Source organism: Pseudomonas sp. DP-17 (genome assembly GCF_022380625.1).
Classification (GTDB): domain Bacteria; phylum Pseudomonadota; class Gammaproteobacteria; order Pseudomonadales; family Pseudomonadaceae; genus Pseudomonas; species Pseudomonas nitroreducens_A.
In genome coordinates this window covers 168,308-188,963 of sequence record NZ_JAKSXG010000008.1, presented here as the reverse complement: position 1 = coordinate 188,963, position 20,656 = coordinate 168,308, and the positions used below count along the sequence as shown (strand labels likewise).

The 20,656-nt window shown below is 64.9% G+C and carries 16 protein-coding genes; 8 read left to right on the top strand and 8 right to left on the bottom strand.

Annotated elements, in window-relative coordinates:
* Window positions 1-41: 41 nt before the first annotated feature.
* A complete protein-coding gene (gene gltP / locus MJ122_RS13790) occupies window positions 42-1,391 on the top strand; it encodes a glutamate/aspartate:proton symporter GltP (RefSeq protein WP_239744549.1) in 1,350 nt (449 codons plus the stop codon).
* Between the two features lie 108 nt (window positions 1,392-1,499).
* A complete protein-coding gene (locus MJ122_RS13785) occupies window positions 1,500-2,729 on the top strand; it encodes a spore maturation protein (RefSeq protein ID WP_239744548.1) in 1,230 nt (409 codons plus the stop codon).
* Here the strand turns inward: MJ122_RS13785 and MJ122_RS13780 are convergent.
* The gene (locus MJ122_RS13780) at window positions 2,711-3,370 is read right to left on the bottom strand and encodes a S1C family serine protease (RefSeq protein WP_239744547.1); all 660 of its coding nucleotides are present in this window, start codon (window positions 3,368-3,370) and stop codon (window positions 2,711-2,713) included. The two genes, MJ122_RS13785 and MJ122_RS13780, sit on opposite strands and share 19 nt — an antisense overlap.
* A gap of 427 nt (window positions 3,371-3,797) precedes the next feature.
* On the opposite strand from MJ122_RS13780, the gene MJ122_RS13775 reads away from it, so the two are divergent.
* Window positions 3,798-5,087 carry an MFS transporter gene (locus MJ122_RS13775; protein ID WP_239744546.1) on the top strand — a complete coding sequence of 430 codons (1,290 nt, stop codon included), beginning with the start codon at window positions 3,798-3,800 and terminating at the stop codon, window positions 5,085-5,087.
* A gap of 124 nt (window positions 5,088-5,211) precedes the next feature.
* Window positions 5,212-5,763: a hypothetical protein gene (locus MJ122_RS13770; RefSeq protein ID WP_017521434.1), complete on the top strand. Its 552-nt coding sequence runs from the start codon at window positions 5,212-5,214 to the stop codon at window positions 5,761-5,763.
* Window positions 5,764-5,787: 24 nt separating this feature from the next.
* On the opposite strand, the gene MJ122_RS13765 is transcribed toward MJ122_RS13770, so the two are convergent.
* Complete coding sequence (locus MJ122_RS13765) at window positions 5,788-7,161, bottom strand: pitrilysin family protein (protein ID WP_088420713.1); 1,374 nt, start codon at window positions 7,159-7,161, stop codon at window positions 5,788-5,790.
* Window positions 7,162-7,369: 208 nt separating this feature from the next.
* Here MJ122_RS13765 and MJ122_RS13760 point away from each other — a divergent pair, with 208 nt between their 5' ends.
* Window positions 7,370-8,326: an NAD-dependent epimerase/dehydratase family protein gene (locus tag MJ122_RS13760; protein ID WP_088420715.1), complete on the top strand. Its 957-nt coding sequence runs from the start codon at window positions 7,370-7,372 to the stop codon at window positions 8,324-8,326.
* 82 nt (window positions 8,327-8,408) lie between these two features.
* On the opposite strand, the gene MJ122_RS13755 is transcribed toward MJ122_RS13760, so the two are convergent.
* Together MJ122_RS13755 and MJ122_RS13750 are read right to left on the bottom strand one after the other, a co-directional pair.
* On the bottom strand, window positions 8,409-9,443 hold the full coding sequence (locus MJ122_RS13755) for an AraC family transcriptional regulator (RefSeq protein WP_088420717.1): 1,035 nt from the start codon (window positions 9,441-9,443) through the stop codon (window positions 8,409-8,411).
* 98 nt (window positions 9,444-9,541) lie between these two features.
* Entirely contained in the window at window positions 9,542-11,266 is a 1,725-nt protein-coding gene (locus MJ122_RS13750) for a Na/Pi cotransporter family protein (RefSeq protein WP_088420719.1), read from the bottom strand.
* A gap of 337 nt (window positions 11,267-11,603) precedes the next feature.
* Between MJ122_RS13750 and MJ122_RS13745 the strand changes: the two genes are divergently transcribed.
* Entirely contained in the window at window positions 11,604-12,911 is a 1,308-nt protein-coding gene (locus MJ122_RS13745; RefSeq protein ID WP_088420721.1) for a sorbosone dehydrogenase family protein, read from the top strand.
* 20 nt (window positions 12,912-12,931) lie between these two features.
* On the top strand, window positions 12,932-13,405 hold the full coding sequence (locus MJ122_RS13740; protein ID WP_088420723.1) for an LEA type 2 family protein: 474 nt from the start codon (window positions 12,932-12,934) through the stop codon (window positions 13,403-13,405).
* A gap of 84 nt (window positions 13,406-13,489) precedes the next feature.
* On the opposite strand, the gene MJ122_RS13735 is transcribed toward MJ122_RS13740, so the two are convergent.
* The 4 genes from MJ122_RS13735 to MJ122_RS13720 all read right to left on the bottom strand — a co-directional run bounded on the left by MJ122_RS13735 (window position 13,490) and on the right by MJ122_RS13720 (window position 19,336).
* The gene (locus MJ122_RS13735) at window positions 13,490-14,248 is read right to left on the bottom strand and encodes a TerC family protein (protein ID WP_017521441.1); all 759 of its coding nucleotides are present in this window, start codon (window positions 14,246-14,248) and stop codon (window positions 13,490-13,492) included.
* A gap of 17 nt (window positions 14,249-14,265) precedes the next feature.
* Entirely contained in the window at window positions 14,266-15,570 is a 1,305-nt protein-coding gene (locus MJ122_RS13730; protein ID WP_239744545.1) for a CitMHS family transporter, read from the bottom strand.
* Between the two features lie 315 nt (window positions 15,571-15,885).
* Window positions 15,886-16,860: an AEC family transporter gene (locus MJ122_RS13725; protein ID WP_172419267.1), complete on the bottom strand. Its 975-nt coding sequence runs from the start codon at window positions 16,858-16,860 to the stop codon at window positions 15,886-15,888.
* Window positions 16,861-16,939: 79 nt separating this feature from the next.
* Window positions 16,940-19,336, bottom strand: coding sequence for a carbohydrate-binding family V/XII (locus MJ122_RS13720; protein ID WP_239744544.1), 2,397 nt, complete (start codon window positions 19,334-19,336; stop codon window positions 16,940-16,942).
* A 316-nt stretch (window positions 19,337-19,652) separates the two neighbouring features.
* Here MJ122_RS13720 and MJ122_RS13715 point away from each other — a divergent pair, with 316 nt between their 5' ends.
* Complete coding sequence (locus tag MJ122_RS13715; protein ID WP_088420735.1) at window positions 19,653-20,627, top strand: ABC transporter substrate-binding protein; 975 nt, start codon at window positions 19,653-19,655, stop codon at window positions 20,625-20,627.
* Window positions 20,628-20,656: the final 29 nt, after the last annotated feature.

The window sequence follows — 20,656 nt, the reverse complement described above, 5'->3', positions numbered from 1 at the left end:
TTTGCGACCCCGACTTCCACAAGAATCAAGGGTGACTCACTATGGGCAAAGCCAAGCTCAGCCTCGCCTGGCAGATCCTCATCGGCCTGGTACTCGGAATCGCACTGGGCGCCGCGCTCAATCATTTCAGCGCGGAAAAGGCCTGGTGGATCAGCAACATCCTCCAGCCGGCCGGCGATATCTTCATCCGCCTGATCAAGATGATCGTCGTACCGATCGTGATCTCCTCGCTCATCGTCGGCATCGCCGGCATGGGTGACGCGAAGAAACTCGGCCGCATCGGCCTGAAGACCATCATCTACTTCGAAATCATCACCACGGTCGCCATCGTGGTCGGCCTGCTGCTGGCGAACCTCTTCCAGCCCGGCGCCGGTATCGACATGAGCACCCTGGGCACTGTGGATATCTCCCAGTACGCGCAGACCGCCAAGGAAGTCGAACACCACCACGCCTTCATCGAGACCATCCTCAACCTGATCCCGTCGAACATCTTCGCGGCCATGGCCCGTGGCGAGATGCTGCCGATCATCTTCTTCTCGGTGATGTTCGGCCTGGGGCTTTCCTCGCTGCCGGCACCGACCCGCGAGCCGCTGGTAAAGATGTTCCAGGGCGTGGCCGAGGCCATGTTCCGCGTCACCCACATGATCATGCGCTACGCCCCCATCGGCGTGTTCGCGCTGATCGCCGTAACGGTCGCCAACTTCGGCTTCGCCTCGCTGCTGCCGCTGGCCAAGCTGGTGGTGCTGGTGTACTTCGCCATCGCCTTCTTCGCCTTCATGGTGCTGGGCCTGGCCGCACGCCTGTTCGGCTTCTCGATCATCAAGCTGATGCGCATCTTCAAGGATGAGCTGGTCCTGGCGTATTCCACCGCCAGCTCCGAGACCGTATTGCCGCGCATCATCGAGAAGATGGAAGCCTACGGCGCGCCCAAGGCGGTGAGCAGCTTCGTGGTGCCCACCGGCTACTCGTTCAACCTCGATGGCTCGACCCTGTACCAGAGCATCGCGGCGATCTTCATCGCCCAGCTCTACGGCATCGACCTGTCCATTGGCCAGCAACTGATGCTGGTACTGACCCTGATGGTCACCTCCAAGGGCATCGCCGGCGTGCCGGGGGTTTCCTTCGTGGTGCTGCTGGCGACCCTGGGCAGCGTGGGCATTCCGCTGGAAGGCCTGGCCTTCATCGCCGGTGTCGACCGCATCATGGACATGGCTCGCACCGCGCTGAACGTGATCGGAAACGCCCTGGCGGTGCTGGTGATCTCCAAGTGGGAAGGCGTTTACGACGCGCAGAAAGGCGCCCGCTACTGGCAGGCCATGCAGAACGGCCGCGTCGAAGCCTTCCTCGAAGGCGAGAGCGCCGACGGCAAGGCAAGCCCCGCCACCCACTGACCCGGAAGGGTTATCCACAAGGCCCCGGCAGCGTCCGGGGCCTTGTCGTTTATGGCGCCGGAGGGGCTCGTGCCGCTATCATCCGGGCCATTCCAAGGGGGACTCTTCATGCTCAACGGCCTGTGGCTGGGCTTTTTCATCGTCGCGGCGGTCACCGCGCTTTCCCGCTGGCTGCTGGGTGGCGAGGCCACCGTATTCGCCGCCATGGTGGAAAGCCTGTTCGCCATGGCCAAGCTGTCGGTGGAAGTCATGGTGCTGCTGTTCGGCACCCTGACCCTGTGGCTGGGCTTCCTGCGTATCGCCGAGAAGGCCGGCCTGGTGGAAAAGCTTGCCGTGCTGCTCGGCCCGCTGTTCCGCCGCCTGATGCCGGAAGTACCCCCCGGCCATCCGGCCATTGGCCTGATCACCCTGAACTTCGCCGCCAACGGCCTGGGCCTGGACAACGCCGCCACGCCCATCGGTCTGAAAGCCATGAAGGCGCTGCAGGAACTCAACCCCAGCAGCACCACGGCGAGCAACGCGCAGGTCCTCTTCCTGGTGCTCAACGCCTCGTCCCTGACCCTGCTGCCGGTGACCATCTTCATGTACCGCGCCCAGCAGGGCGCGGTGGACCCGACCCTGGTATTCCTGCCGATCCTGCTGGCCACCAGCGCCTCCACCCTGGTGGGGCTGCTCAGCGTGGCGGTCATGCAGCGGCTGCGCCTGTGGGACCCGGTGGTGCTGGCCTACCTGATTCCCGGCGCGCTGGCGCTGGGCGGCTTCATGGCGCTGCTGGCGGGGCTCTCCGCCACCGCGCTGGCGCAACTGTCCTCGCTGCTGGGCAACCTGACGCTGTTCGGCATCATCCTGCTGTTCCTGATAGTCGGCTGGCTGAAGAAGGTGCCGGTCTACGAAACCTTCGTCGAAGGCGCGAAGGAAGGCTTCGACGTCGCCAAGAGCCTGCTGCCCTACCTGGTGGCGATGCTCTGCGCCGTTGGCGTGCTGCGTGCGTCCGGTGCACTGGAGATGGCGCTGGACGGCATCCGCTGGGTGGTTGAAGGCGTGGGCTGGGATACCCGCTTCGTCGATGCGCTGCCCACTGCGCTGGTCAAGCCGTTCTCCGGCAGCGCCGCACGCGCGATGCTGCTGGAAACCATGCAGTCCTACGGCGTGGACAGCTTCCCGGCACTGGTGGCCGCCACGGTGCAGGGCAGCACCGAAACCACCTTCTACGTGCTTGCCGTGTACTTTGGCGCCGTCGGTATCCAGCGGGCCCGTCACGCGGTGGGCTGCGCGCTGGTGGCGGACCTGGCCGGCGTGCTGGCTTCCATCGGCGTCTGTTACTGGTTCTTTGCCTGAAGGGCGTGATGGCTCGTCCGGCGTGCCGCCTGTGCCTGGAACAGCAGCCATTCGCGCTGGATCACGCTGTAGGGCACGAAAACGCTCAGGCGTGACATGCCGGCCAGTTCCGGGCGGTTCGCCGGCGGCTTGAACCCTGCCTGGAAACCGATGTTGATTCCCAGCACGCTGCCATCGCTGCCGATCAGCGGCCCGCCGGACATTCCCTTGGCAATGGCCGCGTCGTGCACGCCGTAGCGCTCGCCACTGGCCGAGCCGTCATCGACGAAGGGCACCGGCCAGACCTTGCCCATGCTGCTCATCGGGATCAACAGCGAACTGCTGCCCAGCGCGGTGACAGCCTCACCCGCGCGGAACTCACGCCATCGCGGCAGTTCGCCATCGGCCTTGTGGGCAATGAACAGCAGGTCGCAGCCAGTGCTGCAGCGATAGGCCTGGTTGCGCAGGAAAGGCGTATGGGCGGCGGTCACCGCGTAGTCCGCATTCCATTGCACCGCGGAAGCCACGATAAAGCCTGGGATCGGCGGGCCGGAGAGCACCGAGAAATAGCGGTCGGTCAGGCGACCATCGGTTTCCGGCGAAACCCAGCCGTTGCAGCCGGCCAGGAAAAACAGCAATAGCATTCCCCACACTTTGATCATCTGAAAGCTCTCCCTTTTTTGTGGGAAAAGCTAACTTCTATTTGAGGAATTTTCTTATATAAAAATAAGATTATTACTTGCGGTATTTCTTTAGGAGTTATCTCGAATAATGAAGGTTTCCTACAGATCTTTATGTAGGAAGTTGGTTTTTGAATGAAGCAAATAGTTTTTCAATTAATTTATTCGGATTTTCAAAACTGAGAAGTTGTTCGATTAAACATGGAGTCCGACGAACGGCATCGAAGCTTTCGCCAAGCTTTCAATTCCATGAAATATGGGCCTTTCAGCCATTTTCCGATTGTCGAGCCGAGGCTTTTACACATAGGGTTACAAATAAATCGCTCGTCCGTGGTCTGCCTGGCGCGGATGAGGATCATTCGATTTTCCCTCAGGGAAATCCCCCTGTAACAGCCAGAGTGATGTTCTTATGGCCTCGAACAATTCCAAAGCCAAAGCCGTCTTCCGCGTGGTGAGTGGCAACTTTCTCGAGATGTATGACTTCATGGTGTATGGCTTCTATGCCACCGCCATTGCCAAGACCTTCTTCCCGGGCGATGACCCCTTCGCCTCGCTGATGCTGTCGCTGGCGACCTTCGGCGCCGGCTTCCTGATGCGCCCGCTCGGCGCGATCTTCCTCGGCGCCTATATCGACCGCCATGGCCGCCGTCAGGGGCTGATCATCACCCTCGGCCTGATGGCCGTGGGTACCCTGCTGATCGCCTTCGTGCCGGGCTATGCCACGCTGGGTGTGGCGGCGCCGCTGCTGGTGCTGTTCGGTCGACTGCTGCAAGGCTTCTCTGCTGGCGTGGAACTTGGGGGCGTGTCGGTTTATCTCGCGGAGATCGCGCCACCCGGCAAGCGCGGCTTCTTCGTCAGCTGGCAGTCGGCGAGCCAACAGGTGGCGGTAGTGTTCGCCGGCCTGCTGGGCGTGATCCTCAACCACTGGCTGAGCCCCCAGGACATGGGCGAGTGGGGCTGGCGCGTGCCGTTCTTCGTCGGCTGCCTGATCGTCCCGGCCCTGTTCATCATCCGCCGTTCGCTGGAGGAAACCGCCGAGTTCCAAAAGCGCAAGCATCACCCGAGCCTGGGCGAAGTGCTGCGTTCCATCGGCCAGAACTTCGGCCTGGTGCTGGCCGGGACCGCCATGGTGGTGATGACCACGGTGTCCTTCTACCTGATTACCGCCTACACCCCGACCTTCGGCAGGAACGAGCTGCACCTGTCGGACTTCGACAGCCTGCTGGTCACCATGTGTGTAGGCCTGTCCAACTTCATCTGGCTGCCGCTGATGGGTGCGGTGTCCGACCGGGTGGGGCGCAAGCCGCTGCTGCTGACCGCCACGGTGCTGGCGCTGGTGACCGCCTATCCGATGCTGTCCTGGCTGGTCGCTGAACCGAGCTTCGCCCGCTTGCTGGAAGTCGAACTGTGGCTGTCCTTCCTCTATGGCAGCTACAACGGCGCCATGGTCGTGGCGCTCACCGAAGTCATGCCGGCGGACGTGCGCACCACCGGCTTCTCGCTGGCCTACAGCCTGGCGACCGCGACCTTTGGCGGCTTCACCCCGGCGGTCTGCACCTGGCTGATCCACGCCCTGGACAACAAGGCGGCACCGGGCATCTGGCTCAGTGGCGCGGCGGCCCTTGGCCTGCTCGCCACCCTGGTGCTGTTCCGCAAGGGCGCCCGCATACGCGCCGGGGCTCTGGGCGCCAGCGCCTGAGGCCAGCTGCGACCTTCTGCCTCAGCACGGTTCCGGGCAGCGTTGACCTGAGTCAGGCTCGCCCGGCATCCGCAGGAGAAGGATAGGGTCATCCCAATCCCTCTTCGCCAGCGGAGACCGCGTCATGATCACCCACACTACAGCCGAGCTCGCAGCCCTCGGGGCTGTTGGCGCCGATCACTGGATAGAAACCCTCGAAGACGGCAGCCATGTGCTGATCCGCCCGTTGCGCGCCGAAGACCGCGAGCGCGAGCGCCTGTTCCTCGAGCGCCTGTCGCCCATGACCCGCAAATTCCGCTTCCATGGCGAGGTGAAGATCGACGATCGCCTGCTCGATCGCCTGATGGACGTCGATTACCAGACCACCATGGCTTTCATCGCCCTGACCCATGTGGACGGTGAGTTGCGCGAAGTTGGCATCAGCCGTTACGCCGCTGTGGATAACCAGCAGTGCGAATGTGCGGTCACCATCGCCGATGAATTCAAGCAACTGGGTTTGGATGTCGCGCTGATGCGCCACCTGATCGACGTGGCCAAGCGCAATGGCTTCCACCAGATGTACTCCATCGACTCATCCATGGACCGCGACATGCGAGACATGGCGCGCGAGCTGGGTTTCCGCGCCCAGATCGACCCGGACGACTCCTGCCAGGTCATTCGCCGCCTCGCACTCTGAAGCCTGAAGGCGCTCCGACGGGGTTCAGCCCCGTCGGCGCCACAGCGCCAATGCCAGCAGCCCCACCAGCAACAGCGCGCCCAGGCCCGCCAGCGGATAGACCATGTCGTCATCCAGCAGCGGTTTCTCGATGCGCAGGTAACCTTCATCCTTGAACAGCTGCTTCGCCACGTCGTTGGCGTGGGCCAGGCTGACCTTCGCCAGGCGCTTGTCCTCGTCGGGGAACCTGCCGTCGTCGAAGTCCGCCAGCGCGCCCCAGTAGTAATCCGCCAGTGTCGAATTACCCGGTGTGCTCCAGGCCAGTTGTGCGCGCGCCACGCGCTGGATGCGGGCGAAGCGCTGCGGGTCGAGGCCGTCGTGACGGATCTTCTCCACCAGCTCCCCCAGGGCCTTTTGCGCCACCTCTTGCTCGTCCCGCTCGACATTCGCGTTGAGGCTGAGGAAGCCCTGGTTGGCCCACGCGGTTCGTTCGCTCCAGGGGCCGTAGGACAGCTCGCGGCGCACGCGCAGCTCGGTGTAGAGAGCATCGTTCAGGTAGGCCTGAAGCAGGTCCAGCGTGGCGCCATCGGCCTGTTCCGGCTCCGGGAAGATCCAGTGCAGCACTGCGCTTTCGCCGAACAACCCGGTGATCAGGCTGCGCTGGCGTTCGGCGCTGTTCTTCATCTGCGGCAGATCGCGGCGTTCCGGCGTGTCGTGGTCCACCAGGGCGCCATAGGTGCGGCTCAGGTAGACCGGCAGGCGCGGGTCCAGGTCGCCGACGATGATCAGGGTCATGTTGCCGGGGACGTACCAATCCTTGCGCAACTGCTCCAGCTGCGCCTGGGTGAGGTTATCCACAGGCGCGCGCTCATCGCAGGCGAGCCCCAGCTCCACGGCCAGTTGTTCCTGGCCGGCGCGGCTGACGTTCTGATGGTCCAGCCAGCGCTGCAGGTGCGAATAGTGGCCGCCGTCCTCGCGCACCAATACCTGCTTGGCGGAGTCGATCTTGCGCTGGTCGAGCTGGGTGCGGGTGATGATCTCCAGCAGCAGGTCCAGCACCTGGCGCTGGGTGGCGGCGGGGGACTCGACCACGAAGGCGGTGTCGCCCTCGCTGGTGAAGGCGTTCCATTGGCCGCCCAGGGCCTGCATGCGCGCTTCCAGGTCAGCCTCGTCGCCGCCGTCCAGGCCGCTGAAGAACAAGTGTTCCATCAAATGCGGAAGCTGGCGGTCGCGGCAGCTGAAATCGCTGAAGCCGACGCCGACTATCAGCCGGATCGACACGTGGCCCTTCTCGCGGGTTGGCTTGAACAGAACGCCCATGCCGTTTTCCAGCTGATAGGCCTCGACCGTCTGCCGTTGGTCGGCATGGGACAAGGCGCTGAGCAGCAGGGAGAGCAGGGGGACGAACAACCAACGCATGAGCGGTGTGCCTGAACGCAAAGCCGTGAGGATAGCGGATTGACCGGCTCGAACCCACCACGTTCAACCTTTGTCGGGTGGCGCCTTCGGCGATGGGCCCTGCCCCGCAGGATCACCGTGGCTATCGGACCGCGCCACTGCGCTCAGATCATCTACCCTGACTGATGGACCTGTCGTTCGCTCCAGCCCGGGGCGATCTGGAGGCTACATGCGTGTCCTGATCACCGGCGCCGCGGGGTTTCTCGGCCAGAGCCTGCTCAGTGAGCTTGCCGTCCAGCACCTGGACTGGACGCTCATTGCCGCCGACATGCAACGGATCAAGTCCCAGGGACTGCGCCCGAACATCGAGCCGGTCATGCTGGACCTGAGCGTCGCCGCGCATACGCGGGCTTGCGTGGAACACTGGAAGCCCGATGCGATCGTTCACCTGGCCGCGGTGGTCAACCCGCCGCGGGAGATGACGGCCCAGAAACGCCACTCGATCGAGGTCGGCGGCACGCGCGCGCTGATCGAGGCGGCACGGGATACTGGCGTGCAGCAACTGATAGTCACCAGCTCTGGCGCCGCTTATGGCTTCCACCGCGACAACGCCGAGTGGATCGACGAGTCGCACCCCCTGCGGGGCCATCCGCACCTGCTGCACGCGCGCTGCAAGCAGGAAATCGAGCAACTGCTGGCCAACGCACGGGAACGTTATCCACAACTCAAGCAGTTGGTTCTTCGTCCAGGCACCATCCTCGGTCGACGTGTGCATAACCCCTTGGCGGAACTGTTCGCCCGACCCACCCTTGTCGGCGTGCTGGGGCATCGCAGCCGCTTCGTCTTCATCTGGGATCAGGACGTGGTGAACGTCATTCGCCAGGGACTGGAGCGCGGCAGCGAGGGCATCTACAACCTTGCCGGCGATGGCGCGCTGTCCCTGCGCGAGATTGCCGGTCTGCTCAACAAACCCTACCGCCCGATGCCGGCCAGCCTGATGCGCATGGGCCTGGGACTGCTCAAACCGCTGGGGTTGTCGCGTTTTGGTCCCGAGCAGGTCGACTACCTGCGCTACCGGCCGGTGCTGGACAACCGCCGACTGAAGGAAGAGTTCGGCTATGAACCGCGCTACTCCAGTCGCGAGGCTTTCCTGGCCTATCTCGCTGCGCGGGGGCCGCACGGCTGAACGGAGCGCTGGGGATATCCTGTAGACAACTCTGTTGAAAACCCTGCGGACTCTCGTCTGCAACGAACTCCTGGCGATGTCGCTAACCCGCGGATTGTCGCCGTTGCTGGCGATATTCGCCTGGCGTCAGGCCGGTCCAGTGGCGGAACGCACGGAAGAACACGCTGGGCTCGGAATAGCCGAGCAAGGCGGCGATGTCCGTGGCCGGCAGGTTGCCTTCCCCCAGGTATCGTTCTGCCAGTTGCCGCCGGGTATCAGCCAGCAGCTGTTGATAACTGCTGCCTTCTTCCGCCAGGCGACGTTGCAGGGTGCGTTCGCTCAGGCCGAGCTCGCCGGCCACCGCCGCACGGCCGGGTTCGCCGCGGGTCAGGTGCTCACCGAGCAGGGCAACCACACGCCCACTGACGCTCGCGCTGGGCAGCTTGGCGAGCAGCCCTTCGGCGTGCTGGCGCAACAGGTCGCGAAGCGGCGGGTTGGCCTGTGGCAGCGGAGCGTCGATGAGTGCTCGAGGTAGGCCCAGGGCGTAGTCCGGCGCGTTGAATTGCAGCGGGCAGTCGAAGGCCTTTTCGTAGTCTGAAAGACTTTCCGGCTGGCTGTGCATGAAGCGGCAACCGGCCAGCGGCAGGTCGCTGAGCAGGGCGCGCAGCTGGCGTGCCCAGAAGCCCAGCAGCGCCAGGGCGCGGGCGCGGGTGGCCGGCGGTTCCGGATTCAGTGGGCGATAGCTGACCCAGATGATCTCGGCCTGGGCCTCGATGGACACCTGGCCGCCTTCGCCCACCAGACGCTGGTAGCGCAGCGCCGATTCGAGGGCATCGCCCATCGTGGTGCTCGACTGCAACAGGTAGCCCAGCGCGCTGAAGGATGCCGGCGACAGGGCCCGGCCTATGGCAAGGCCCGGCTCGTCATGCGGCAGGTCGGACTGGATCGCCTGCCACATACGCTCCTGCAGCGCGAAGTCGATGCGCGCATCCGGATCGGCGAGCTGGGATTCGCGAATGCCGCTGACAGCCAGCAGTGCGTCGCGGTTCAGGCCGAGACGCACAGCCGCCAGCAGGATGGCCTGGGTCAGGCTGGCGCTGACCGAGGGAGGGTGTTGGGGGTGAGTGCATGCTTCCATGGCGGCGGATTCTGCCCGAACCCTGGGCGTCGTGATATCAGGACTTTGTAGGGGCTGGCGAAGGTTCTGACAGAACGCTCGCTCAGCCCCGTCGGTCGTCAACCCGTCGCGCTGGAGCCGGGAGAAGCCGGTCGCTGGGGATCCTGTGTCGCCTCGACTTCATGCTCGACGAAGTCCTCGTCTTCCACAGGCTCACCGATTGCCGAACCGCTGGCATCGGGGTTGTCCAGAACAGCATAGGCGATGGCGCAGAACAGCGAGTTCAAGCGCTTCATGTCGCTGATCAGGTCCAGGTGCAGCGAGCTGGTTTCGATGCTCTGTACCACCTGCTGGCGCAGGCGGTCGACGTGCGAGTGGGCGAAGCGCCGTTCCTGCAGGCGGAAACGCTGCTTGGCGCGGCGCAGGCGCCTGGCGCCTTCCTGGTCGCCATTGAGGAACACCGAAAGCGAAAGGCGCAGGTTCGAGAGCAGCTGGCCATGCAGTACGGTGATTTCCTCCAGACCGTGATCGGAGAAGGAGCGGCTGCGCGAAGTCTTCTTGTCCTGCACGGCCCCGAGCATGTGCTCGATGATGTCGCCCGCCTGTTCGAGGTTGATCGCCAGCTCGATGATCTCCGCCCAGCGGCGGCTGTCCGCCTCGCTCAGATCCTCGCGGGGCATGCGCGCCAGGTAGAGCTTTATCGCGGTGTAGAGCGCGTCGACGTCGTCGTCCAGCTTGCGGATCTGCTTGCCCAGCAGCGGGTCCCCGCTGTGGATAACCTGCATCAGGTTGTTCAGCATCTGCTCGACGATGTCGCCCATGCGCAGGGTTTCACGTACCGCATTGACCAACGCCAGGCTCGGCGTATCCAGCGCCGCCGGGTCGAGGTGGCGCGGGCGCACGGTATCTTCCGGGGAATGGCGGTCGGGCATGATGCGCGTGCAGAAGGCTGCCATCTGCCCGGTGAGCGGCAGGCAGGCCAGACAACGGGTGGCGTTGTAGAGCACGTGGAAGGCGATCACCAGTTCGGCGGTGCTGAACTGCCAGTGATCGATCCAGTCCGCCAGCGGGCCTACCAGCGGCAGTACCAGCGCGCAACCGGCGACCTTGAACAGCAGGCTGCCAAGCGCCACTCGGCGGCCGGCCGCATTCTGCGAGGAAGCGCTGATCATCGCCAGGATGCCGCTGCCCAGGTTGGCGCCGACCACCAGGCACAGCGCCACCTTGAGCGAAATCACCTTGGACGCCGCCAGCGTCGCGGTGAGCAGCACGGCGGCCAGGCTGGAATAGGAAATCATCGCGAACAGCGCGCCGGTCAGGGCGTCGAGCATCACGTCGCCGGTGAGGCTGGAGAACAGCACCTTCACGCCCTTGGCCTGGGTCATGGGCTCGGCCGCGGCGACGATCAATTGGAGCGCGAGGATGATCAGGCCCAGGCCGATGAACACCCGGCCGATCTGGCCGAGTCGCGTCTGTTTGCGGCCGAGGAAGAAGATCACCCCGAAGAAGATCAGCAGCGGCGACAGCCAGGACAGGTCAAGGGTCAGCACCCGCGCCATGAGCGCCGTGCCGACGTCAGCGCCGAGCATGATCGCCAGGGCGGGAGCCAGGGCCATCAGCCCGGTCGCGACGAACGAAGTCGCCAGCAGCGCCGTGGCGTTGCTGCTTTGCACCAGCGCGGTGACGCCAATGCCGGCAGCGAAGGCCAGCGGGCGCTTCTCCACGCTGCGGCTGAGGACCTTTCGCAGATTACTGCCGTAGACCCTGAGGATGCCGGTGCGGACGATGTGTGTGCCCCACACCAACAGGGCGACGGCAGAGAGCAGATCGAGCAGTTTGAGCATGTCGGGCCCCCTCGCACTCAAGCGGGCCCGTTGGCGATGCGTCCGTCGACGGACCCTGTAACGACCTCGCCCGCGGCTCCGTACAGACAGCGCGGAGGGCCGAGAAGGACACGGCAACGCTTAGGCGATTGTCACAAGACTGTCATGGTAGACCCTCGTTCTTCCTTGAGGGTTCGCCAAATCGCTGATTTGCCGGGATTCCTGTCTGTCAGTAAAGCCGATCGAAAGCACAAGCGAGAGCCTTTGCGTCGGTTATTTCGCACGGAACGGCGGACGCCAATGTCTAGACTGCCGTCCATTTGCTGAAGAAACCCACTACAGGCCGAGGAGAAGTCCCATGCATTGGTCGTTCCCCCTGCTGGTCGCACTGGCACTCGCCGGTTGCGGCGAGAAATCCGCCCTGCCATTCACCGCCGGCACCGGGCCGCAGCCGCAGTTGCCGGAGCCCCAGAGCAGCCTGCTGCCCACCGTCAACGTCGCCACCGCCACCGGCTGGCCTGTCGACCAGACGCCACGGGCGGCCGAAGGCCTGGAAGTACAGCGCTTCGCCGACAAGCTCGACCATCCGCGCTGGCTCTTCGTGCTGCCCAATGGCGACGTGCTGGTGGCAGAGAGCTCCGCCCCGCCCAAGGAGGAATCCGAAGGCATCAAGGGCTGGGTGGCCGAGAAGATCATGGCCAAGGCCGGGTCCCAGGTGCCCAGCGCCAACCGCATCACCCTGCTGCGCGATGCTGACGGCGATGGCGTGCCCGAACAGCGCAGCGTGCTGCTGCAAGGACTGTTTTCACCCTTCGGCATGGCGCTTGTGGATAACTGGCTATATGTCGCCAATGCCGATGCGGTGGTGCGCTTCCCCTACAAGACCGGCGATACGACCATCGCCGCCAAGGCCGAAAAGGTTGTCGACCTGCCGGGTGGCCCAATCAATCACCACTGGACCAAGAACATCCTCGCCAGCCCCGATGGCCGCTACCTCTACGCTACTGTCGGCTCCAACAGCAACGTCGGCGAGAATGGCCTGGACGCCGAGAAGAACCGCGCGGCGATCCTGCAGATCGACCTGAGCAACCGCAAGGTGCGGCTGTACGCCTCGGGTCTGCGCAACCCCAATGGTTTGGGCTGGGAACCCAACAGCGGCGTGCTGTGGACAGCCGTGAACGAGCGCGACGAGCTGGGCAACGACCTGGTGCCCGATTACATGACCTCGGTGAAGGAAGGCGGCTTCTACGGCTGGCCCTGGAGCTACTACGGCCGGCATGTGGATAAGCGTGTCGAGCCGCCGCGTCCGGACATGGTGGAAAAGGCGTTGGTGCCCGACTATGCCCTCGGTGCCCATACGGCTTCGCTCGGCCTTGCCTTCTATCAGGGCAGCCTGCTGCCGGAGCGCTATCGTGGCGGTGTATTCATCGGCCAGCATGGCTCCTGGAACCGCAAGCCGCGCAGCGGCTACCAGGTGGTGTTCATCCCCTTCGGCGGCGGAAAACCCAATGGCCAGCCAGTGACGGTGCTGGACGGTTTCATCAACGACAAAAACGAAGCCATGGGCCGGCCGGTGGGCGTTGCTGTGGATAAGTTCGGTGGGCTGCTGGTCGCCGACGACGTGGGTAACACCGTGTGGCGCCTGCGGCCGGCTACCGTGAAGTGAAATCTGTAAAGGGAATGGATATGGCCATCGTTCGACGCGTCACCCTGATAGCCCTGCTGCTGGCGCTGGGCGCCTGCAGCAGTCTGTTCGGCACGCGTGATCCGCTGCGCATCGATCTGGTCGGCCTTGAGCCCGCGACGGGGCAGGGCATGGAAGCGCGCTTCACGGTCAAGCTGCGGGTGCAGAATCCCAATGACCAGGCCATCGACTACAACGGCATTGCCCTGGATCTCGCAGTGAACGGCCAACCGCTGGCCAGCGGAGTGAGCGACGCCAGCGGACAGGTGCCGCGCTTTGGTGAAAAAGTGATCAGCGTGCCGGTGAGCATTTCAGCGTTCTCCGCCTTCCGCCAGGCCTGGGGCCTGTCGGGCGGGCCACCGCGCCAGGGCATGCCCTACGAGATCAACGGCAAGCTGGCCGGCGGACTCTTTGGCACGGTGCGTTTCAACGACAAGGGCGTACTCAACTGGCCTGAGCCGGTCGCGCGTCCTTGACGGTTCCGCTGAGCAACTGTGGATAAAAAAACCGGGCTACAGCAGCCCGGTTTTTATTGGAAGCCTGTGAATAGCTCCTGTGGACTATTGCCCTGGAATGTCCTTGCGCAGCTTCACCGGGTTTTCCTTCTTCCCGCGCGCGGTGCGCATGCGGATGTTCAGCGCCTCCACGGCCAGCGAGAAGGCCATGGCGAAGTAGACGTAGCCCTTGGGTACGTGGACTTCGAAGGCCTCGGCGATCAGCACGGTACCGACCACGATGAGGAAGGACAGCGCGAGCATCTTCAGCGACGGGTGCTTGTCGATGAAGTCGCTGATGGCGCCGGCCGCCAGCATCATCACCAGCACCGCGACGATGATTGCCGCGATCATCACCGGCACGTTGGACACCATGCCCACCGCGGTGATCACCGAGTCCAGCGAGAACACGATGTCGATGATGGCGATCTGGATGATGGTGCCGATGAAGCCACCCATCACGCTCTTGGGTTCGCCCTCGGCTTCGTCCTCGCCCTCCAGGCCGTGGAAGATCTCGCTGCTGCTTTTCCACAGCAGGAACAGGCCGCCGAAGAACAGAATCAGGTCGCGTCCGGAGATGCCCTGGCCGAACACCTGGAACAGGTCCGCGGTGAGGCGCATGACCCAGGTGATCGAGAGCAACAGCAGGATGCGCGTGACCATTGCCAGCGCCAGCCCGAAGAAGCGCGTGCGCGGCTGCATGTGCTTGGGCATGCGGCCGACCAGGATGGAAATCATGATGATGTTGTCGATGCCCAGGACGATCTCCAGGGCGGTCAGGGTGAAGAACGCAATCCAGATTTCAGGGCTGGTCAGCCATTCCATTTGAGCGGTACTCGAAGTCAGTCGTTAAAGAGAGGGAAAAGCCCCAACAGCAGGGCCGCGGCGAGAATCGCCAGGCACACCAGCACGGCCCACTTGAGGGTGAAGCGCTGGTGATCGCCGAAATCCACCTTGGCCAGCCCCACCAGCAGGTAGGTGGAGGGGACCAGCGGGCTGAGCAGGTGCACCGGCTGGCCGACGATGGAGGCGCGGGCCATTTCCACCGGGCTGATGCCGTACTGCGCGGCGGCCTGGGAGAGTACCGGGAGCACGCCGTAGTAGAAAGCGTCATTCGACATGAAGAAGGTGAACGGCATGCTCACCAGCGCCGTGATGGTGGCCAGGTAGGGCCCCAGCGCCGGCGGGATCACCGCCAGCAGGCTCTTGGACATGGCTTCGACCATCCCCGTTCCCGAGAGAATCCCGGTGAACACCCCGGCGGCGAAGATCAGCGAAACCACCGCGAGGACGTTCTCGGCGTGGGCGCCGATGCGCTTCTTCTGCTCGATAATGCAGGGATAATTCACGATCATCGCGATACCGAAGGCGATCATGAAGAGAACCGGCATTGGCAGAAGACCGGCGATCAGGGTGCCCATCAGGACCACCGTGAGCACGGCGTTGAACCACAGCAGCTTCGGTCGGCGAGCTTCGGGAAACTGCGAGACGCTGACCTCGGCCATGGCTTCGTGGTCGGTGGGCAGGTGCAGTTCGCCCAGGCGCGCGCGCTCGCGTTTGCCGTAGACCCAGGCCAGGCCGAAGATCGCCGCGATGCCGGCGAGCATGGCCGGGATCATCGGCACGAAGATGTCCGCCGGGTCCACATGCAGCGCGCTGGCTGCGCGGGCGGTCGGCCCGCCCCAGGGCGTCATGTTCAGCACTCCGCTGGAGAGCATGATCAGGCAGGCCATCAGCAGCGGGCTCATGCCCAGCCGGCTGTACAACGGCAGCACGGCGGCCACGCAGATCATGTAGGTGGTCGAGCCGTCGCCATCGAGCGAGACGATCATCGCCAGCGCGGCGGTGCCCATCGACACCTTCAATGGGTCGCCCTTGACCAGCCTGAGGATGCGCCGCACCGCCGGGTCGAACAGCCCGGAATCGATCATGATGGCGAAGTAGAGGATGGCGAACATCAGCATCACGCCGGTCGGCGCCAGGGTGCGGATGCCGTCCAGCATCATCGGCCCCAGGCCCTTGGCGAAGCCGCCTAGCAGGGCGAAGGTGATCGGCACCAGGATCAGCGCGATCAGCGCCGACAGACGCTTGGTCATGATCAGGAACATGAAGGTCGCCACCATGGCGAAGGCGAGGAAAGTCAGCATGGGGATAACTCCGGGTCGGCGCGGGATCAGCAGCGGCTGTGGATAAGCACGCGGGGTGCGGACGGAGTCAGGGCGGGTAGGGACAGGAAGCGGGGCATGGGAGATCACCGATTGTTGTTTTTGTACGCTGCGCGAACGCAGGTCCGGCCGGGAGGACCGAGGCGGCGATGCTAGGGGGTCAAGCTTTCAGCAGGCTTTCGCAGGAATTTCCGCTGACCTGATGGTTTTGCAGGAGCGTGCCACGCCGGCGGCCTGCATACCGATAGTGGGCACGGCCCGCTTCCACAGGTTCGTGCGATTCCTACGCGCAGCCTTTCAGACAGATGCCTGGATCAGTCCCATCACCAGCAGCAGGCTGGCGCCGGCCAGCAGCGTCTGCAGGGTGATGATCCCGGCCATCAGCCCGCTCTCGCCGCCCAGCTGGCGGGTCAGCACGTAGGCGGTCGGGGCTGTGGGCAAGGCGAAGAACAGCACCAGCAGCGCGCTTTCCAGCGCCGGCAGGGCCAGCAGGCGGGCGATGGCGAAGGCCAAAAGCGGCATGGCCAGCAGGCGGATCGCACAGTTCCAGCCCAGCGCCGAGGCTTCCGCGCGCAGTTCCTGCGGCTGCAGCGCCGCCCCGACGCAGAGCAGGCCCAGTGGCAGGCTGGCCACGGCGAGCAGGTTGAACAGCCGGTCCGTGCCACCGGGCAGACCGATGCCCGTCACGTTGAGCAGGGCGCCGGCCACGCAGGCGAGGATCAGCGGATTCTTCACGATGGGCAGCAGCAGCGAACGCAGGCTGATTCCGCGTTCGGCGGTCAGCGCCCACACCGACATCACGTTAACCGTCGGCACCATCAGCGCCAGCATCAGCGCGGCCAGGGTCAGTCCCGGCTTGCCGTACAGGCTGCCGACGGCAGCAAGGCCCAGGTAGGTGTTGAAGCGCAGTACGCCTTGGGCAATGGCGCCGAAGCGCGCGGCGCTCCAGCCGCGCAGGCGCTTGAAGGCCAGCAGGGCGGTCCAGGCAACGCCCAGGCCCAGCATCACCGCCAGCGCCTGGCGGGCAAGGCCGGGGTCGTTCAGCGGTGCGCTGGCCAGGCTGCTGGCGAGCAGCGCGGGGAACAGGATGAAGTAGTTGAGCCGCTCGGCCGCCGGCCAGAAGGCATCGCCGGGAAAACCTTTGCGGCGCAGCACGAAGCCGCCGACGATCAGCGCGAACAACGGCCAGAGGGCCTGGAACAGAGCGGTCACGGCAACCCCGCGATGGTGGTGGGAGCGGGCATCTTGCCGAGGGCGTGGAGGGAAGGGCAAGGCGTGTGGATAAGTTTATCGCTTGCCCTGCAGCGGTTTTCCACAACGACCAGCGCTGTGGAAAACCTTGTCCACAGCGTCAGCGGCGGAATCCGCCTCCGCCGAAGTGGCCGCCGCCGAAATGCCCGCCACCGAAGCCTCCGCTGCCCCATTGGCGCTGGGTCTGGCCGAAGCGCTGCTGGCCGAGTTGGCGTGATTGCCACTGCTGGTCGAGCTGGCTGCGCATATCGCTGCGGTCCTGCTGCACCGGTTGCCAGCCATTGTCAGTGTGCTGCTGCCAACCCCCGTCCTGGGTGTGCTGGTAGACGTTGCCGTCGTGGCCGGCGTAGACGTCGCCGTTTTTCCAGGCCACGGCGTTGCCGGTGCGGCGGTTATAGCTGACACCCTGGTTGTTGTGGTCGTAGCTGCCGCGGCCATCGTCCACGTCGCCGGAGACACCGCGCTCGGCGATGGTGGTGCGACCGGTCTGGGCGTTGTGCTGGATGCCTTGCTGGCCGGCCTTGAAGTCACCGCTGTCCGCGTCGTACGCCACGCCGCTGCGCCCAGCTCCGGACATGCCGGTGGACGGATTGGCGTAGGCGCCACGCCGACCGGCCACTCCCTGGTCGGTATAGGGGTTGAACGCCGCTCCCTGGCTGCCGGCGAACCGGGCGCCGGTGCGCGGGTTGTAGCCGGCGGCGGAGCTGCCTTGCCATTGCGTGCCGGTCCAGCCGTTGTAGCCATAGGCGTGGGTGACGGTGCCCTGGCCCCAGCGCCCGTAGAAGTTGGCCTGGTTGATGTTGGTGTAGCTCCAGCCTCCGGCCGGGTAGGGGCCCCAGTACGGACCCCAGTAGGGTTCCGGCGAGCCCCACCAGGCTCCGGCGGCATAGCCGAAGGCGAAACCGGTCAGCGCGCCCACCGCAAAGCCCGCTCCGTAGCCGTAGGTCGGTGGATAACCGTAGTAAACGGTGCTGCTGACGTAGGCGGGATAGGTGTAGCCGGTGCCGTAGACCACCGTGCCGTCGCTGTTGACCACCACACCCAGGTAGCCCGGCGTGTAGCCGACCACGACGGTTTGCGGGGTGACCGAGTAGATGTGCACGTAGGTCACGTAGTAGACCGGCGAGCTGGGCGGGATGCCGTAGATCGCCGCCGGCACTTCGGTCGCTACCTGCCAGGGGCCGGTGGCGCTGGGGGCGACGAACCAGACGCCGTTGCTCACTGCGAAGAACTGATTGGCCGCGACCTCGATCACGGGTGTCGGCGTGTTCACCGCGTAGTTGAGGGCAGTGCCGGAAATGGGTTGGAAGCTCGGTGCGCCGTCGTAGTTCACCTTCAGCGTCACCTTGCTGCGCGAGACGCTGGCGGTCTGCGGGATGCTCGCGGCAATGGCGGCCTCCTTGGCCTGCGGTGTGCCGGGGACCGACACCAGTACGTTGGCCTTCGGGTCCTTGGCCGAGATCTTCGCGAAGTCGGCGGGCAGGTCCTTGCCCGGCACGTAGGTCCAGGGGCCTTTCTCGCCGGGGCCGCTGAACCAGCGGCCGGACACCAGTACGTACCAGGTGTTGTGGGTCGGGTCGACGAACACCGCGTGGTCGGCGTTCTGCATCGTCAGCAGGCTGACGCCGTCCACGGGCTGCATCTGCGCGGTACCGTCGCTGACGATCAGCTCGGTGGGCTGTGTCGCGACCAGCACCGCCGGCGCCTTCGCCGGCTTCTTGCCGTCCTTGGGCAGCAGGGCGTCCACCGGCCCCGCCTTCTGCGCCAGCTGTTGCGCGCTGACCAGCGCCTTCGGCGGCTGGCTCAGCACCAGCCAGCTGCCGTCCAGCGCCTGGGACGTGTACCAGTTGCCGGCGGCGTTCAGGTAGTGATTGCCCTGGGCGTCGCGCAGGAGCAGCACACGGCTGTTGATAACCCGCTCGAAGTCGCTGCCCGGCAGGGCTTGCCAGTGCGGCTGGCCATCGATCATCACCAGCACGGTCGGGGTGCTGGCGAAGAGGATCTGCGGGGCGTCGTTCTTCACTTCGACGTGGCGCAGCTTGTCCAACTGCTGGTTCACCGCGTAGCTGGCCTGCAACTGGTCGAGGGAGACCGTCAGGCCATCCTTGGGCAAGCGCGCCACCAGGGCATCGCGCACCTTGCCGGCGCTGTCCGGGGCGGTGGGGACTTCGACCTTGTCGATGCGCAGGTCGGTGAGCTGCACCAGGCCACTGGCCTTGTCGATGGCCGCGGCGGCGGAGAACTGCGCCACGCCATAGGTGGGAGCGTCCTTCGCGGCGCCGACGGCGATGGCCGCACGGCCGCTCATGCGAGTGCCGTCCCAGTCCTCGATCTGCGGCTGGAAGATCTGCACATGCTGGTCGCCCAGGGCGAAATCACGGGGCCAGGTCAATTGGACAGCGGCGGATGGTTGGGCGTCGGCGGCCTGTGGAAAAGTCGGTAGCAGCGACAGCCCGATGGCGAGTGCCAGGGCCGACAGGGTGGGGCGTAGAGCCATGATGGACCTTCCTGGAAGAGAGCTGCGATCAACGATAGTGCAGCCGGAAGGGCCTCGCGCGTGTTCGAGTTCGCTCTTGCGCCATGCTGGTGCACTTTCGCCGGCAAGGCAGCTTTTTCTTATGGCGCAACGACATATTTAATAATTTTCCGAGCCTCCCGCTTCGGCCACCATCGGTCTGTCAGACATGTCGCGAGACAAAGCCTTCAGACGCTGGGCCACAGAGCCCGATGCCGCCCATGTCCCGGTTCTACCGGCCTCCTGGCCACTGCCGCAGTAAATCAACAACAAAGCCAAACGGCTGTGGGAGTGCTTCATGATCAAGTCCTTGCTCGTGCGTTCCATCGCGTGTTCCGCCCTGGCTCTCGCCGCCGTTTCCGGCGCGCAGGCCGGCACCCTGTCCATCGGCCACACCACCTGGGTCGGCTACGGCACCCTCTACCTCGCCCGTGACCTGGGCTACTTCAAGGAACAGGGCCTGGACCTGCAGCTGACCACCATCGAGGAAGCCTCGATGTACATGGCGGCCCAGGCCTCCGGCCAGCTCTCCGGCTCCGCCTCCACCATCGACGAAATCCTCAAGTACCGGCCCAAGTTCTGCTTCAAGGCGGTGGCTGCGCTGGACGACAGCCACGGTGGCGACGGCGTGCTGGTGGGCAAGGACGTCACCTCCCTGGCCCAGCTCAAGGGCCAGGAAGTGGCGGTGAATGAAGGCTCCGTCTCGCAGTTCTGGCTGTCCTACCTGCTCAAGCACGCCGGCATGAGCATGGCCGACATCAAGGTGCAGAACATGACCGCCGATGACGCGGCCAGCGCCTTCATCGCCGGCCGCGTGCCCGCCGCCGTGACCTGGGAACCGCACCTTTCGCTGGTTCGCGAAAAGCAGCAGGGCAAGGTGCTGGTGGACAGCTCCACTACCCCCGGCGTGATCGTCGACGTGGTCGCCCTCAACTGCGACGTCATCGAGAAGCAGCCCGAGGACGTGAAGGCCCTGGTGAAAGGCCTGTACAAGGCCGTGCAGTACACCAAGGAGCATCCGGACGAGGCCTACGCGATCATGGCCAAGGGCGTCGGCGGTTACCTCTCCGATCCCAAGGCCCTGGCCGATGCCGCCAAGGGCGTGCGCTTCTACGACAAGGCGATGAGCGAGCAGCTCATCGGCACCCCCGGCAAGCCCGGCGACATCAAGGGTCTGATCCGTCTCGCCAACGAGACCTGGAGCGGCCTGCAGGGCAAGCGCCTGGAAGTCAGCTACGACGACCTGGTCGACCCGCGCTTCGTTTCCGAGTAACCGTCTCACTCTTGTCCCCGCGGGCGGCC